The 15,263-nt window shown below is 43.7% G+C and carries 14 protein-coding genes; 9 read left to right on the top strand and 5 right to left on the bottom strand.

Annotated features, from left to right (window positions below):
* Positions 1-45: 45 nt before the first annotated feature.
* Positions 46-1,257 carry a dihydroorotase gene (locus AC5JPY_RS10945; RefSeq protein WP_493852448.1) on the top strand — a complete coding sequence of 404 codons (1,212 nt, stop codon included), beginning with the start codon at positions 46-48 and terminating at the stop codon, positions 1,255-1,257.
* Positions 1,258-1,279: 22 nt separating this feature from the next.
* Positions 1,280-1,798, top strand: coding sequence for a DUF2127 domain-containing protein (locus AC5JPY_RS10950; RefSeq protein ID WP_493852449.1), 519 nt, complete (start codon positions 1,280-1,282; stop codon positions 1,796-1,798).
* Between the two features lie 75 nt (positions 1,799-1,873).
* Here the strand turns inward: AC5JPY_RS10950 and AC5JPY_RS10955 are convergent, their stop codons facing one another.
* The 3 genes from AC5JPY_RS10955 to AC5JPY_RS10965 form a co-directional block, all read right to left on the bottom strand.
* Positions 1,874-3,148: a cation:proton antiporter gene (locus tag AC5JPY_RS10955; RefSeq protein WP_493852450.1), complete on the bottom strand. Its 1,275-nt coding sequence runs from the start codon at positions 3,146-3,148 to the stop codon at positions 1,874-1,876.
* A gap of 135 nt (positions 3,149-3,283) precedes the next feature.
* Positions 3,284-4,903, bottom strand: a complete 1,620-nt coding sequence (locus AC5JPY_RS10960) for a DUF2254 domain-containing protein (protein WP_493852451.1) — start codon at positions 4,901-4,903, stop codon at positions 3,284-3,286.
* A gap of 131 nt (positions 4,904-5,034) precedes the next feature.
* Positions 5,035-6,612 carry a YihY/virulence factor BrkB family protein gene (locus AC5JPY_RS10965; RefSeq protein WP_493852452.1) on the bottom strand — a complete coding sequence of 526 codons (1,578 nt, stop codon included), beginning with the start codon at positions 6,610-6,612 and terminating at the stop codon, positions 5,035-5,037.
* Between the two features lie 270 nt (positions 6,613-6,882).
* Here AC5JPY_RS10965 and wrbA point away from each other — a divergent pair, with 270 nt between their 5' ends.
* Together wrbA and AC5JPY_RS10975 are read left to right on the top strand one after the other, a co-directional pair.
* Positions 6,883-7,500: an NAD(P)H:quinone oxidoreductase gene (gene wrbA / locus AC5JPY_RS10970; protein ID WP_319052043.1), complete on the top strand. Its 618-nt coding sequence runs from the start codon at positions 6,883-6,885 to the stop codon at positions 7,498-7,500.
* 128 nt (positions 7,501-7,628) lie between these two features.
* Entirely contained in the window at positions 7,629-8,081 is a 453-nt protein-coding gene (locus AC5JPY_RS10975; RefSeq protein ID WP_493852453.1) for a hypothetical protein, read from the top strand.
* Between the two features lie 137 nt (positions 8,082-8,218).
* On the opposite strand, the gene AC5JPY_RS10980 is transcribed toward AC5JPY_RS10975, so the two are convergent.
* A complete protein-coding gene (locus AC5JPY_RS10980; RefSeq protein ID WP_493852454.1) occupies positions 8,219-8,989 on the bottom strand; it encodes a DUF3108 domain-containing protein in 771 nt (256 codons plus the stop codon).
* 450 nt (positions 8,990-9,439) lie between these two features.
* Here AC5JPY_RS10980 and groES point away from each other — a divergent pair, with 450 nt between their 5' ends.
* The 3 genes from groES (at position 9,440) to AC5JPY_RS10995 (ending at position 12,258) form a co-directional block, all read left to right on the top strand.
* Entirely contained in the window at positions 9,440-9,730 is a 291-nt protein-coding gene (groES, locus tag AC5JPY_RS10985) for a co-chaperone GroES (RefSeq protein WP_058024926.1), read from the top strand.
* Positions 9,731-9,837: 107 nt separating this feature from the next.
* A complete protein-coding gene (gene groL, locus AC5JPY_RS10990; protein WP_087040787.1) occupies positions 9,838-11,487 on the top strand; it encodes a chaperonin GroEL in 1,650 nt (549 codons plus the stop codon).
* 399 nt (positions 11,488-11,886) lie between these two features.
* Positions 11,887-12,258 (top strand): hypothetical protein, encoded by a 372-nt coding sequence (locus AC5JPY_RS10995; RefSeq protein ID WP_493852455.1) that lies wholly within the window; start codon positions 11,887-11,889, stop codon positions 12,256-12,258.
* Between the two features lie 278 nt (positions 12,259-12,536).
* Here the strand turns inward: AC5JPY_RS10995 and AC5JPY_RS11000 are convergent, their stop codons facing one another.
* Positions 12,537-12,992, bottom strand: coding sequence for an Lrp/AsnC family transcriptional regulator (locus AC5JPY_RS11000; RefSeq protein ID WP_319052040.1), 456 nt, complete (start codon positions 12,990-12,992; stop codon positions 12,537-12,539).
* Between the two features lie 147 nt (positions 12,993-13,139).
* Here AC5JPY_RS11000 and AC5JPY_RS11005 point away from each other — a divergent pair, with 147 nt between their 5' ends.
* Together AC5JPY_RS11005 and AC5JPY_RS11010 are read left to right on the top strand one after the other, a co-directional pair.
* Positions 13,140-14,057 (top strand): DMT family transporter, encoded by a 918-nt coding sequence (locus tag AC5JPY_RS11005; RefSeq protein ID WP_493852456.1) that lies wholly within the window; start codon positions 13,140-13,142, stop codon positions 14,055-14,057.
* 18 nt (positions 14,058-14,075) lie between these two features.
* Positions 14,076-15,254 (top strand): aromatic amino acid transaminase, encoded by a 1,179-nt coding sequence (locus tag AC5JPY_RS11010; protein WP_319052038.1) that lies wholly within the window; start codon positions 14,076-14,078, stop codon positions 15,252-15,254.
* The last annotated feature ends 9 nt before the right edge of the window (positions 15,255-15,263 follow it).

Here is a 15,263-nt window from a genome sequence, read left to right on the forward strand (position 1 = left end):
GACTTATTCTCATTTATTTCATTTTATTGATACGGTAATAACGTTATGTCTACCATGCTTGATACTGATGCACCTATCCTTGACCATTTACCAGCAGCATTCAGAGATGCGCTACCACAATCTGCAATAAACAAGCTATCTACTCTCAAGGCTGGGCAAGAAAAATGGCTACTACCGCCTTTGGTAGATTTATGTGCTCGTTTACGTGAGCCAGGTCAGCAGCAACACGGCACGCTAAAATCAGAAGGCAGCGCTGCTCGTGGTAATGGGTTCTTGCATGTCGTTATCCCGCCAGACACCAATCCTATTTTAGAAAACGGTTCACTCTTAAAGGGTTTGCGTGAGCGTGCGCTTGGTGATGGTGGTATTCATTTACACGTTTTGGGTGCGCTGACTGCAGGTTTAGAGGGCGAGCGTCCTTCTAATATAGCAGGTCTAAAAAAAGGCGGCTGTATTGCTGTGTCTAATGCTCGCAGACCGTTTCGCAATGATTTGGTGCTATTACGTACCCTAGAATATGCAGCGACCTTTGGTATGAAGGTATTCTTTTATCCTGATGAGACAAGCCTGTCTGGAGATGGGGTTGCTCATGAGGGCTATATTGCCTCTTATCATGGTCTACAAGGGATTCCTTGGATTGCTGAAACCGTTGCCTTATCTACGCAGCTGCTCATGGTTGAAGAGACTGGAATCGCCGCTCACTTTAGTCAGCTATCATGCAAGTCCTCTATTGAGCTTATGCGCTGGGCAAAAGACAAGGGTCTACCTGTTACGTGTGATGTTGCAATGCATCAGCTGTACTTAACCGATGACAATCTTGAAGGCTTTAATGCACAAGCTTACGTGTTGCCACCACTACGTAGTAATACTGACCAGCAAGCTATCCGCCGTGGACTAAAAGACGGCACTATCGATGCGATCTGTAGTCATCATGAGCCGTTGAACAGTACGGCAAAAAAAGCGCCATTTGCTGAGAGTACGCCTGGTATCTCAAACTTTGATACTTTTATGGCGCTGGCGTGTCAGCTGGTACATGATGAGGTCTTAACACTCGCACAATTGGTCGATAAGATCTGTCTCAATCCTGCAAAAATCGCTGGTATCAGTGAGCAGTACGAAGCCATTGGCGGCGCTGTATTGGTTGATCCAACTATCGAGTGGCAAGTGACCGCACAATCTATGTTATCAAATGGCAAGAACACGCCATTCTTTAATCAGCAGTTGCAAGGCCGAGTCGTGGAGACGTTCTTTGGTTAATTGGTCCCGAAAGGATGACAGCTTGCCGCCATCCTCGAAGGACAAAGAGGTTGATGTTGACGACCATCTAGACAAACCATACAGCACTGCTAGTGAGCCCATCAAAGCGGTAGCGGTTTATGAAGTGGTTAAAGGCGTTGGGGCGATATTGGGGGCGGGCGCACTATGGTCGTGGCATACCGATCTTGACCATTGGCTAAAGACAGCAACAGACTCTTGGGAGCAAACTTTTGGTCAGCTGCTTGCACCGCAAATCGATAGCGCGGTACGTATCGCTCAACAGGCGAGCAAAAACTGGTTATTATTTTTATTATTGATATTTGCTTATGCCAGCCTGCGTTTTCTTGAAGCGTATGGCTTATGGCATGATAAGACATGGGCGTATTGGTTTGGCGTGCTGGGCTATGGCATATTTATTCCTATAGAGGTCTACTATCTGATTGTTAGCCCATTTGATTGGTTTAAGCTTGGCATACTTATCTTTAATCTAATCATTATTATGGTGGTATACCGTAGTATGAAACAAAAAGGTCTGATATAACCCTTGTATGCATGGAAAAGCCAGCGCAAGAGGCAGCTCTTGCACTGGCTTTTCTATGTCTACTGCACTTAACGATTATACGTCTATGGTTTTGTCTTCTGTGCGAATGCTTTTTGCAACTTTGCCGACGCTGAGGCCTTGTACCAAGATAGAAAATATCACGACGGCATAAGTAAGGGCCAATAAGATATCGCGCTCTGTACCAGTGGGCAGTTGTAGGACTAACGCGACAGAAATACCACCACGTAGTCCGCCCCATGTCAGCACTTTCCAAGCACCAGTAGGCAGGTCCAATTGACGATGAAAAGTTTTGGTCGTCATACCCACCACAATGAACCGAGCAATCAGAGCAATCAAAATGGTCAAGCCGGCTGCAATGAATAAATTGCCAGAATAAGCTATCATCACTACTTCTAGACCGATGAGCACAAACAAAATCGCGTTTAAAATCTCATCGATTAATTCCCAAAATAGGTCAATGTAGTGACGCGTCTGATCACTCATTGCAAGCTCCCGCCCGCGATTACCAACCATCAATCCCATCATAACCATAGCGAGCGGTCCTGATAAGTGCCAGTGGCTGGCAAGCGCATAGCCGCCAATGACACCAGCTAAAGTCAATAGCACCTCTTCTTGATAGCTATCTATGCTCTTGAGCAAATAGTATAAAATTGCGCCAAGGACCAAGCCAAAGACCACACCGCCACCAGCCTCGACAGCCAACGTATGTACCACATAGTTGGCAGTTGGAATATCACCACTGGATAGGATACCGAGCAGCAGGACAAAAATGACCACACCGATACCATCGTTGAACAATGACTCACCAGCGATGACGGTCTCGATGCTTTTTGGCGCACCAGCTGATGAGAGAATACCCATCACAGCAATAGGGTCGGTAGGGGATATTAGCGCACCAAATAATAAGCACCACAGAAACGGTAAACCAAAACCAAACAATGGCAACATAAAGTAGATGGCGGTGGCAATCAGCATGGCTGATACCACAGTGCCAATACCAGCTAGTATGCCGATAGGTAACTTGTAGCGTCTAAGGTCATTAATATTGACGTGTAATGCGCCTGCAAATAGCAGCATCGAGAGCATACCGTCTAATAGTACTTCGGTAAAATCAAGCTGCTCTAACAGACTGACTTCATAATCAATCAGCTGATCGAACCCCAAGAACCCCAAAAATATCGCGCCGATAGACAATAATATAGAGATGACCATCACACCGATGGTGGTGGGTAAGCCAATAAAACGGTGATTGATATAAGTCAGTGATGCAGTAATTGACAAAAATATGGCGCTGATTTCAAGTATGGTCAAGCTGGTTGCAGATGCCATAAAGCAGGTCTCGTATGTATATAAAATTTACCCTAAGCCAAAGACTTATAAGTGCTACGTAACTGTTGTTCTGTCATCTATCAATATTGGCGCACCAAGTCAGCCAGTACTCTATTTCATTGACTGGCCATACACTCAGCTTGACTGCGATTCTAATGCTTGGCGGATATTGATAGCAAACTCGCTGACGTAATCAAAGTGTTGATGCCGAGCATCCTCATTGAGAATAAACTGCTCGGCCTGATCACACATAGCGATTAGATCATCTATCAACTCTTGATAGCTCAAATTTTCTTCACCAGCTCGTTTCACCAGTTTTAGCTCATGCAGTAGCGTCTGCTGCTGTGCACTGTTCACCCGTGCATAGTTCAGATTGACCATGGCTCGGCACAGTGCTTTTAACACCATTAAGTCAGCCGCCGCATAACGGCGTATCTCACCAAGCGACACATTGATAAAGTCAGATATTTTGGGTGTATGTGTGACTAAGGCGAGTATGGCCAGTCGCTTTTGTTTGACTGCATTTTCAGAACCATCACTCTCTGGGTGTGGTATATAAAAATGATAAGGACTTGGCGGTTGGCGCCGCATCATGATACTCAAGCAACTGGTCAGAGACTGCACGCAGTTGACAGCTGTCTTTGGATCATTGATACCAGGAGACAATGCCCGTACCGCGATTTCAGTCATTTGACCTAAACTGTAGGCGATGTCATCAGAATGAGCCAGTCGTTGTTCGATTCGCACGCAGCCTGCAAAGCGTTGCCAAAACATACCATCAGGCGATCGCGGTATCATAGCCAAATGCGCGGTGGCGGTCTTCTGTTGATTGTGCGGATGGTCTGCTGGACGCTGATAAAAGTACCCGATGACGTTTTTGTCAGTAATATACTCGCCAAGATTGACATGCATCTGTACCACACCGCCATAATCTTGCGACAGTGCTATTAGTGACTCAAGATAGATCTGCTGCAAATAGCCTGAGCGTGGTGAGTAGATAGGCATGGCAGGCCAATTGTGAAACTGTTCGACATCATGATGTTCAGCATCACGTTGATGTTGGATATCACACTGATCGGTGTACCAATAGTAAATATTGGCCAAAGCATCATTACTGGCGTTTTGAATAACGTGAGACGCCTGAATGGCATGTACCATATGCTGTACAAAATAAACTAACAACAGCGCACAAACAATAGCCATGATAATGGCAAAGGTGACGGCTAACTGCGGTACACCAAAAGACACATCGTACTTATGAATAGACTTTAGGACGAGTAAGCTATAGCTAAACGTGCCGATAAAGGCGCCAAGGACAAACTGGTTTGGCGTATCTGTCAAAAAGTTACGTAATAACCTAGGACCAAACTGCGATGAGGCCATGGACAGTACAGCAATCGTAATCGAAAACGTCGTGCCAGCCACGCCCAATACTGCACCAGCAATAGCGGTCATGATAGCGCGTGCCGCATCATCATCACCTGTAAACGCAAAAGAGATCTCTCGAACCCTTTCACGATCAAAGTGCTGATCTATCGTCACTAGTAATGGCGCAAGCAAAATACCGACAATCACACAGGCCGTTGGGATAAACCAGTAAGATCCAATAAGCTGCTGCCACAAGTTTCTTAAGCGATCAGGCAAGTCGGTAAGTGTCTGTAGCGACCATAACTGAGTAAACTGTTTGAGTTTGTTTTGACCGGTACTGATAGTACGGATCCACATGCTTGTGTCATCGTCTTTGTGCGCTGCCATATACTCAAAGTATCCAAAAATAATAGTAAAGTGGCTTGTTGTCGCAGAGTTGTCGGAACATCGCGCTACAAGCTTTTGGGTTCAAATGCTCTTAGATTCAAGCGACCTTAAATTCAGTGCTCGTTGATGGGTTACGAGTTTGCTTTTGGGTTATCAGCCTCAGTGATAACAGCATGCTTATAGCCACGTCTGTTTGATTCCGTCTTATCCGAGTGCTCAGTAGAGCCTATGGGAATAACGGCTTCATTATTGTGATCATCGTAATCGACACTACTGTCTTTGTCATAGGCAATAGGGTCGAAATGCGGTGATGCTTTACTGTTTGTGTTATTTGAATGCTCTCTATACGCACCGCTTTTATCCAAGTTGTTTCGCGTTAAAGACGCGTCCGCTGCTGCCGTTTTTCTAAATAATTTAGCATGACTTCCTTTTTTGCCAGAAGCAGATTTTTTGCGCGGTTCACTATTGGCAAAAATAGCATTTAGCGGTAGATGCAGTTGCTGCTTGGCATAGGCTTCGGTATGCTCAAAGCGATCTACTAGTAGGCTGAGCCAAGGTTTCTGGTCCTCTAACTTCATCTCATCAAGCTCGTCTTTGATCGGTAGCGGATAGGGCAGCGTACGATAAAAGTCCCATAACGTCATTGTACTTAAGTCTTTTTTGAGTACATAGTCATCGTCTTCTGTCATGGTGATGAGATTACTGTCCTGTAGGTAGTTGATATAGGTATACCATTTAGGCAGCTCTTTTCTCCCCAGTACATTGCGCAGCGCTTGTTCGCTGACCGCTTCGCCTTTTAGATGATGGGTGTATACCAAGTTCAGCATATCCAGCAAGCTAAGTAATGGATGTCGAGGATAGACCTCTTCCGTCTCAAAAATAGTCAAGGTATAACTGATTTCAACGCCTAGCAAGATAAGGTTCCACGACAGAAATATCCATAGTAAGAATATAGGAAGCGCTGCAAATGCTCCATAAATCGCCTCGTAGCTGGTGAAGTTGGCCATCACAGTACCAAACAGATGCTTCATCAGCTCAAAAACGATGGCGACAAATACACCAGCAATGGCTGCATTTTTTATGGGCACGCGTGCTTTCGGTATGAACCAATACATACCGATAAAGCCTGCGACAGTGATACCAATCGATACAGCCTGTACCCAAAACCCCCAATCAATACCGTAACCTGCGATTTGTCGATTGAGAAAACTCAGACTTTGAACGGTACTAGAGGCAATGAAAGCTGTACCCAATACCAACGGTCCTAAGGTTACGATCGTCCAATAGCGCATCATACTTTTGAGACCCCCTGAACGGTTTTCTACCCGCCAGATTTGGTTAAAAGCGCGCTCAATAGTGGTCAGTGTCAGAATGGTCGTCAAAAACAAAATCATGGCACCGATGATGGTCAGATTGGATGATTTTTCGGCGAAGTCATTAATATACTCACTAACTTGCAGGCTAGACTGCGGCAATAGATTGCTATAAATCACCTCATATATCTGTGCTCTCACTGAGGCGAGCGCTGGTACGGACGATAGAATCATCAATAATACCGTTAATACAGGCACAATCGACAGCATGGTGGTGTAGGTGAGCGATGCTGCTTTTTGCTGACAGTTGTCTTCAAAAAAATGTCGAACCAAAAATCGCAAAAACTGAAACCAGCGTTGCTGCAAAAACGGGATTTTCTGTGATAGTTTTTCCATGTCGACCAGTTAGCAAAAGTAAGAGTGACAATAGTGTAACAAACATGCGCGGTCATCATCTGCGGTTTAATTGTGTCAAAATGCACAGAGCACACCAATAGAGCACGGCATTCGCTATAATAAGAACTAGGGTTATTTGCTGTCAGTGAATGACTCGGGCATAATGTGCCCATATCCTACAATGCTATAACACAGACGTTTTGGTAGTATCAGACTACTGACAGTGGTTATAAGTGCTAACGTTGATAATTTTATAAGGAAGTGTTGCCAATGAGTCAGACCGCCCCTTATGTTTTGGTGCTCTATTATTCTAACTATGGTACGACGAAGACATTGGCATATGCTATCGCTCAAGGGATCGAAGATGCTGGCATGACAGCCCGTATCCGCACAGTACCGACAGTTGCGCCTGAGACTACGTCGAGCAAGCCTGCGATACCTGATGAAGGCGACCTATACTGTACGATGGATGACCTAAAAGACTGTAGCGGTTTGGCGCTCGGTAGCCCAACGCACTTTGGTAATATGGCAGCGCCCATGAAGTACTTTTGGGACAATACTGTAACGCTTTGGTTAGCAGGAAACCTACAAAATAAGCCAGCGTCCGTATTTACCGCGACAGGCTCTATGCATGGTGGTCAAGAGACCACGTTGCTGACAATGATGTTACCATTGATGCATCACGGTATGATGATTGTGGGCGTCCCTTATGCTGAGCCTGCGCTGAATCGTACTGATCGCGGTGGTACGCCTTATGGTGCCAGTCATGTCAGCGGCGCCTCTCATGATCAGCCAATATCAGCTGATGAGCGCGAGCTCGGGGTTGCACAGGGTCACCGTTTGGCAATTACAGCTACTGCTTTAGCACAAGCGAACTGGGGTCGTTAACCGACTCTTTTATAGTTTGTATTGTCATTTATTTACTGTCATGCAGCGCTTATATAAGAATTGCATGATTAGCGACTTATTGTTGGGCGCTGACAGCCAAATATTAATCTAGGAAATACATACCTCTAATGGCCACAAACCGTTCTGACAGTAAGACCCTAAAAGCTGCCAAGCCTATCGCACCTATTGCAAAACGCTTGACGGTTACTTGGTTGATATGGCTTGTTTATAGAATGATTGGATTACCTGTCTTTATCAGTGTGTTCAATCCAAGTAGTCCTGACATCATTGGCGGTATTGCTTGGCAAGCGTTATGGCTTGTGCCCGCATTTATCTTGACACCATGGATACTGCGTGGGCGCTCGCCTTATGCTCTATTGGTAGGCAGTATGTTTACGCTTGTCTATCTGGGCGCAAGTGGGGTGGTGCTTTTCACTCGTATATACGGCAGTAGCTGTTCTGAGATAGCCGTATATTTGAGCGACTTTGTGCTATTATTTGCTATCAATGTCTGGTTGTTCATTTTGCTAAAACGTCTACCGTCAATGAATAATGTCGTTAAGCAACCGCGCTCTCGCTAGCATTTCTATATTATCCAAGAACCTTTATTTATCGTGAACAGGTTTCATTAAGACACAGACTTGGAACAAAAAAAGCGGCGTCCTACATAGGACGCCGCTTTTTTAATACGATAAAACGATTATTGTGCCTACTGGTATTAGTTGACCTTGGTCAATTCTAAATCCATTTTTTTGCCATCATTAATCTGGCTTACCTTGATAGGCAAGTAGTCTAAGCTGGGGGCTAACCAAAAACTGGTAGAGCGGCTGTCATCATCGTGGACGCGGTCAACACGCACGGTATCAAAGGTACCAGCTGGTACAGTAATCTTGGTATTACCTGATTTCTTAAATGGCGTCTTCTCGACTTTGTTTTTCTTTGCCATGTAGTAATTACCAGAGAACTTACCATTTAATAGGTCTTGGCGAATTTGTACCTCGAGACTTAAGTCATCAAAGGCTTGCTGCGACATATTCATGGTCGTGGTTTTGCCTTTATAGTTGCTAGTGACTTTTTTGGCACTTGGGTTAAAGTCCAGCTTATGCGTGCGACCAAGACCTAGTAGCTTATAAGTAGTGCTCGCCTGCGTAGGACTGACGTTATTACCATTGATCGTAAAGGTACTGTTTTGCGAAGCACTAGCCACCCCAGCGACGCGTGCCTTTACGTTGTATTTCCACGTGCTACCGGACTTACTTAGCGTACGAGTCGCCGATCCCTTGTATTTGTCTTCAACCGTAAAGCTATAATCGGCAGTCGATGGCTGAACGGTCTTTGCGCTGGCAAGCGTGGGTGCGGTCATACTTAAGGCTCCAATGGTAGAAATACTGATCCCTGTCATTAAGGCAGATAAAAACTTAGATGGTTTGCGTGTCGTATTATTAGACTTGTTGTGCAGTGGTTTTTTGTGCAGTGATGTCAAACTCATAGATACCTCTTTAGTAATATGATGCTGATATAGCAGCATTTATCGATCATTCTTGTTATGTTTACACCGCTTATAATGGTCATACTCTGTTACATTTTCAAGAGCCACAGTGGACTGACGCGTGTAGTGCTTGTAGCGAATGTTGCTACAAGCAGGAATAATTTGGTGAGGCGTAACGTGCTGTAAAGCCAGCAATAGAGGGTAAATAAAACGCATGGTCTCTACTGGGCTTCATTTCTCTTGAGGGCTATTAATAATCAGTAGAATAATCTTGTAAATTTTTGAGCTTTACACTTGAAGCTAACCTATCTTGCCCCCACTTTTTGTTACAAGCTCAAAGCGTATCTTTAGAGCACTGCTACTGATTAGCGACGCTTATAGATACTGGTATTGAGACTATTAATTCAAATAAACCCTTTATTCAAACAACTAATTTTTGGAGTCATATCGATGAACATTCGTCCTTTACATGACCGTATCGTCGTCCGCCGCATAGAAGAAGAAACAAAAACTGCTGGTGGTATCTTATTACCGGGTTCTGCCCAAGAGAAACCTTCACAAGGTGAAGTGATTGCTGTTGGTAATGGTCAAGTTCGTGACAACGGCGAAACTCGTGCATTAGACGTAAAAGCTGGCGACAAAGTATTGTTCGGTCAGTATGCTGGTCAAACCGTAAAAGTTGACGGCGAAGAGTTATTGATCATGAAAGAGTCTGATGTATTAGGTGTGCTGGAAGGTTAATTCCCTTTGAGTGTGGTTTCACATTTAGCGCATATCTAATATCGACTCTCGATAAGAATAAATCATCTCATTGTATTCTCATACTTATAATAGTGGAGTAATTTAACATGGCAAAAGACGTAAAATTCGGCATTGATGCCCGCAAACAAATGATGGACGGCGTAAACGTTCTAGCAAATGCAGTACGTGTCACTCTAGGCCCTAAAGGTCGTAACGTCGTTATCGATAAATCATTTGGCGCACCTACCATCACTAAAGATGGTGTATCGGTTGCCAAAGAAATCGAGCTTGAAAACAAATTCGAAAATATGGGCGCACAGTTGGTTCGTGAAGTGGCTAGCCGCACTAATGATGTCGCTGGTGATGGTACAACGACTGCGACCGTATTGGCTCAGTCAATCTTGCAAGAAGGTATGAAATCAGTAGCTGCTGGCATGAACCCAATGGATCTAAAGCGCGGTATTGATAAAGCTGTTCGTGCTGCAGTGCAAGAAATCCATAACTTATCAACGCCTGCTGATGACGAAAAAGCTATCGCGCAAGTAGGGTCTATCTCTGCTAACTCAGACACCAAAATCGGTGAGTTGATCTCGCAAGCGATGCAAAAAGTGGGTAAGCAAGGCGTTATCACTGTTGAAGAAGGTTCAAGCTTTGAAGATACCCTAGAAGTTGTCGAAGGTATGCAGTTTGACCGTGGTTATATCAGCCCGTACTTTGCCAATAAGCAAGACAGCCTAACTGCTGAATTTGAAAACCCATATATCCTATTGGTTGACAAAAAAATCAGCAATATTCGTGAAATCGTGCCATTACTTGAGCAAGTCATGCAGCAAAGCAAGCCATTGCTTATCATTGCTGAAGACGTAGAAAACGAAGCATTGGCAACCCTAGTTGTAAACAACATGCGTGGCGGCTTGAAAACTTGTGCCGTTAAAGCACCAGGTTTTGGCGATCGTCGTAAAGCCATGCTAGAAGATATCGCAACGCTAACTGGCGGCACCGTAATCTCTGAAGAGATTGGTTTGAGCTTAGAAACTGCGACTCTTGAGCAATTGGGTACGGCGAAAAAAGTCACTGTTGGTAAAGAAAACACTGTAATCGTTGATGGCGCTGGTAACAAAGCTGACATTGAAAACCGTGTTGAGTCTATCAACCGTCAGATCGCTGAATCTACTTCTGATTATGATAAAGAAAAGCTACAAGAGCGTGTTGCTAAATTGGCAGGCGGCGTAGCAGTAATCAAAGTCGGTGCAGCAACTGAAACCGAAATGAAAGAGAAGAAAGACCGTGTTGACGATGCGCTACATGCCACTCGTGCTGCGGTTGAAGAAGGCGTTGTACCTGGCGGCGGTGTTGCATTAGTTCGTGCGATGAACGCATTGTCTGAGCTAAAAGGCGACAACGATGACCAAGACGCAGGTATCAATATTCTACGTCGCGCGATGGAAGCACCATTACGTCAAATCGTAACCAACGCTGGCGAAGAAGCATCAGTGGTGGTTAACGAAGTGAAAAACGGTACGGGTAACTACGGTTACAATGCTGCTTCTGGCGAATACGGCGATATGCTTGAGATGGGTATCCTTGATCCAGCAAAAGTATCACGCTCAGCACTAGAAAACGCTGCCTCTGTTGCTGGCCTAATGCTGACTACCGAAGCCATGATTACTGACCTACCAGAAAAAGATGACGGTATGGCTGGCATGGGCGGTGCTGGTGGAATGGGCGGTATGGGTGGAATGGGCGGCATGATGTAATTTATGCCTAGACTGAATTTGTACGACGTTGTTAACCTCGTTCAATGTACTATAAGTACAATCTTTACTCGGTTGCCTAGTCGTACTGCTTCAGTCAACCCATAAAATGCTTTTCACTATAAATATAACTACTATAGTAAAAGTGTTTTAACCACCAAAATCCCTGTTATCGAAAGATAGCAGGGCTTTTTTATGTTTGATCCAATAAAGTACCGAATACTATGCAGAAAAAAGACAATAGAATTAGGCAATTAAAATTGTATACCATCAAAGAATATTAGTATTACTAATTTGAATTTAAATTTTCAATTAACAGTTGATTGAGATATAGTTGTTATAGCGAATATATTCGCTAGTAGCATTCCAATTTATAAGAAATCAACTTAAAAGGAACTTAAAATGAAAATCTTACCAATTGCAATGGTAGCGTCAGCTCTAGTGTTAGCTTCTGCTAATAGTTCAGCTGATCCTAGTTTAGACAGGTTTAAAATGCAAAAGCCGATGGAGATGTCTAGCGTTGCCCACTCTAAAGTTATGCAGTTATCATTTAACAATAAAGAGCGCTATACAAGCGAAAAAGAAATTTATGAAAAAGTTATGAGAGGTGCCAAAGCAAATGGCTTTGAGCTTAAAGAGGTAGAAGCAATGAAAATCGCTCACATCGTTGACGGCGCTTTAGAAAATGAGCCACCAGAAGCGGCTTCTATTAATATAAAAGTCACTATCCATTTAAAACGTCCCATCAAAATAGAAGTTGAGTTTTCCCTGTAATACTGTAAATACAAATTAATTGTTAATAAGCGACCTACTATGAACGACTTACTTATCCTTCTAAAATAAAGCCCTAATAATATTTTTATATTAGGGCTTTATAGTTAATGCTCATTAAATCCTTTATTGATCTACATATCTTGTCTAAACATCCATGTTTTACTATCAGACCTTTTATCATAGCAATATTCTATCAAATCCAAATAAGCTTATTATGGGTCTTGCTACTCACTAATGATTAAGTGAGACATTGTGCTGCTAGACGGTATAAAAAAATCTCACACAAAAATAGGTAGAGTCGTCTTTTTAATTACCTTTCTCACTGATAAATGAGTATGTATATCTTTTACGCTAGCAAGCTTATTTAGCTTACGTGTGAAGCGCTCATAGCCATCGAGATTGGGGCTAACCACTTCCAATAAATAATCATAAGAACCCGATACCACATGTCCGTTAATTACCTCATCCATATTGGATAGGGCTTGCTCAAAAGCTGCAATAGAGTCTTCTTGGTGGTTGTTGAGACTGACCTCCACAAAGAAACTCATCATAATGCCTGCTTTGGCTTTATTTATATTCGCTTGATAGTTCTCTATATAACCTTCATCCTCCAGACGTTTTAGACGCCGGGCACAAGGAGACGGCGACAGCCCTACGCGTTCGGACAGCTCCGCCGTAGATAAGCGCGCTTCTTTTTGGAGCACTTCCAAAATATGACGGTCGATTTTGTCCATAACTTATCCTTTGGCTTTTTAAGCCAATAATTTTGATTTAATTGGCATTATCCACCAAATATTTGCAAAATTGCAATGAATAAATAGAGATAAAAGCGCGTATTTTAATCGATAATTGGTCTTTGTATACCAGTATAAGACACGACTATGAATACGATATTTCACCCCTCATCGCGCAAAAATCCTTTGTTCATTATGTCGCCATTAACCAAAGGCTATGTGGCTATGAGCGTCGTATTGTTGATTTGGTCAGGATTTGCATTGACTGTACGAGCGGTTGGGGCATCGTCGCTGAGCATTGCCGATGTCATGCTTATTCGCTTTAGTGTACCGCTGGTCTTATTGACTCCTTGGGTACTCTCTAGTTGGCATGAAATCAAAAACATAAGACTGCCAGATATCATGTTTATTTTACTTGGCGGCGTGCCTTTTCTTTTGTTGGCGGCTTTTGGTGCCAGCACGGTGCCAGCAGCTTACATGGGTACTATTTTGACAGGTACGCCAGTCTTCTTTGCCGCATTATTGTCTTTTGTTTTTTATCGTCAGCGAATATCATTAAGAAAATTTGCCGCATTAATGCTTATTCTCTTTGGTATCGCTACTATGATTGGCGGACACGCACAGGCAATACCAAATAGTCTGCAGTACGGCGTGGGGTTATTATTAACGGCAAGCTTGATTTGGGCAGGTTTTACCTTAGGGTTAAAAAGCACCAAATTGAGTCCAATAGCTATCGCTATCGTGCTCTCTTATACCTCTTTTTTTCTAACATTAATAATGGTTCTATCGGGTATTGTGGAGACCAATATAGGGTCTGTATCTTTTGATGATGCGCTTCCATTTATCCTAGTACAAGGCCTTGGTGTAGGAGTAGTATCAACTATTGCATTCTCTTATGCTGTCAAACAATTGGGCTCCATTCGTACGTTATTATTTGGCTCTTTGTCTCCAGGACTAACCGCTATACTGGCTGCGCTGATACTCAATGAGTCTCTATCAGTCATTATGATAGGCGGCATCGTACTCAGTACTATTGGTGTCATCTTGTCCAATCGAGCAAAATAAACTAATTAAGGAAATATCATGATGTTAGATAATATGCCTGTTATCAATGGTGATCCACTGTGGGCATTGTTAGGTAGGTTTCGCGCTGACCAACGCAAACATAAAATAGATCTATTGGTTGGTGTTTACCGAGACGAGCATGGTGATACGCCTGTGATGAAAACTGTGAAAGAGGCAGAAGTACATCTTGCTCACCAAGCGCATTCAAAGGCTTATGGCATGCTATCGGGTAACGCTAATTTTAATCAACAAATGGCAAAACTTGTACTGGGTGAGAGTGAAAGTCTAAAAAACCAATGCACGATTCAGACGGTTGGGGCATCAGGGGCGCTACGACTCATTGCTGACTTGATCGCCACGCTTGCTCCAGATTCAACCGTTTGGATCAGTGACCCAGGCTATATCAATCATCGTCCGCTGATGCAAGGTGCTGGGTTAACGGTTGAGACGTATCCATGGCAAAATAAAAATGGTCAGTTAGACATTGATGCGTGTTTTACCGCGCTAGAAGAAGCAAAAGAGGGGGACGTGCTGCTATTGCATGCGTGCTGCCACAATCCTACGGGTATAGATCCTTCTTTAGAGCAGTGGCAACTGTTTTCTGATAAGTGTAAACAGAAAAATATTGTCCCGTTTATTGATATGGCATATCAAGGTTTTGGAGATGATCCTGATAGCGATGCTGCAGGGCTTCGTTTAATGATCGAAGACGCTGATTTTGCATTTATCGCTGCCAGCTGTTCAAAAAACATGGGACTATACAATGAGCGTACAGGTATCGCCACGGTGGTAACGACGAATCATGAGCGTCACGCAGACATACAGACACTTTTAGAAACCATCACACGTGCCAATTACTCTATGCCGCCCAATCACGGTGCCGCAGTGGCGTCTTATTTGTTAGACAGCCCAGATGCTTGGCTAGTCGAGCTGGCAAGCTACCGTGATAGGGTCGATACTATTCGCCAAGCGTTAGGCACAGCATTAAAGGATAGGGGTGCACCTGCAGAGTTTTTGGACATCTCGCATCAAAAAGGTATGTTTTCTCTACTACCGTTAACAGAGAGTCAAATGCTCATATTGCAAGATGAGTTCGCGATTTACGGCATGCCAAATGGCAGAATCAATATTGCCGGTTTGAAAATGACGGAAATTCCTCAATTGGCTGATGCTATCATGTCGATTATTTCACGTTAGAGCATAATT

The sequence above is a fragment of the Psychrobacter sp. H27 genome, from assembly GCF_059072655.1.

Coding starts and splice junctions, on each gene's coding strand:
- AC5JPY_RS10945 (WP_493852448.1), top strand. CDS start 46: ATGTCTACCATGCTTGATACTGATGCACCTATCCTTGACCATTTACCA.
- AC5JPY_RS10955 (WP_493852450.1), bottom strand. CDS start 3,148: ATGGCATCTGCAACCAGCTTGACCATACTTGAAATCAGCGCCATATTT.
- AC5JPY_RS10960 (WP_493852451.1), bottom strand. CDS start 4,903: ATGGCAGCGCACAAAGACGATGACACAAGCATGTGGATCCGTACTATC.
- AC5JPY_RS10965 (WP_493852452.1), bottom strand. CDS start 6,612: ATGGAAAAACTATCACAGAAAATCCCGTTTTTGCAGCAACGCTGGTTT.
- wrbA (WP_319052043.1), top strand. CDS start 6,883: ATGAGTCAGACCGCCCCTTATGTTTTGGTGCTCTATTATTCTAACTAT.
- AC5JPY_RS10975 (WP_493852453.1), top strand. CDS start 7,629: ATGGCCACAAACCGTTCTGACAGTAAGACCCTAAAAGCTGCCAAGCCT.
- AC5JPY_RS10980 (WP_493852454.1), bottom strand. CDS start 8,989: ATGAGTTTGACATCACTGCACAAAAAACCACTGCACAACAAGTCTAAT.
- groES (WP_058024926.1), top strand. CDS start 9,440: ATGAACATTCGTCCTTTACATGACCGTATCGTCGTCCGCCGCATAGAA.
- groL (WP_087040787.1), top strand. CDS start 9,838: ATGGCAAAAGACGTAAAATTCGGCATTGATGCCCGCAAACAAATGATG.
- AC5JPY_RS10995 (WP_493852455.1), top strand. CDS start 11,887: ATGAAAATCTTACCAATTGCAATGGTAGCGTCAGCTCTAGTGTTAGCT.
- AC5JPY_RS11000 (WP_319052040.1), bottom strand. CDS start 12,992: ATGGACAAAATCGACCGTCATATTTTGGAAGTGCTCCAAAAAGAAGCG.
- AC5JPY_RS11005 (WP_493852456.1), top strand. CDS start 13,140: ATGAATACGATATTTCACCCCTCATCGCGCAAAAATCCTTTGTTCATT.
- AC5JPY_RS11010 (WP_319052038.1), top strand. CDS start 14,076: ATGATGTTAGATAATATGCCTGTTATCAATGGTGATCCACTGTGGGCA.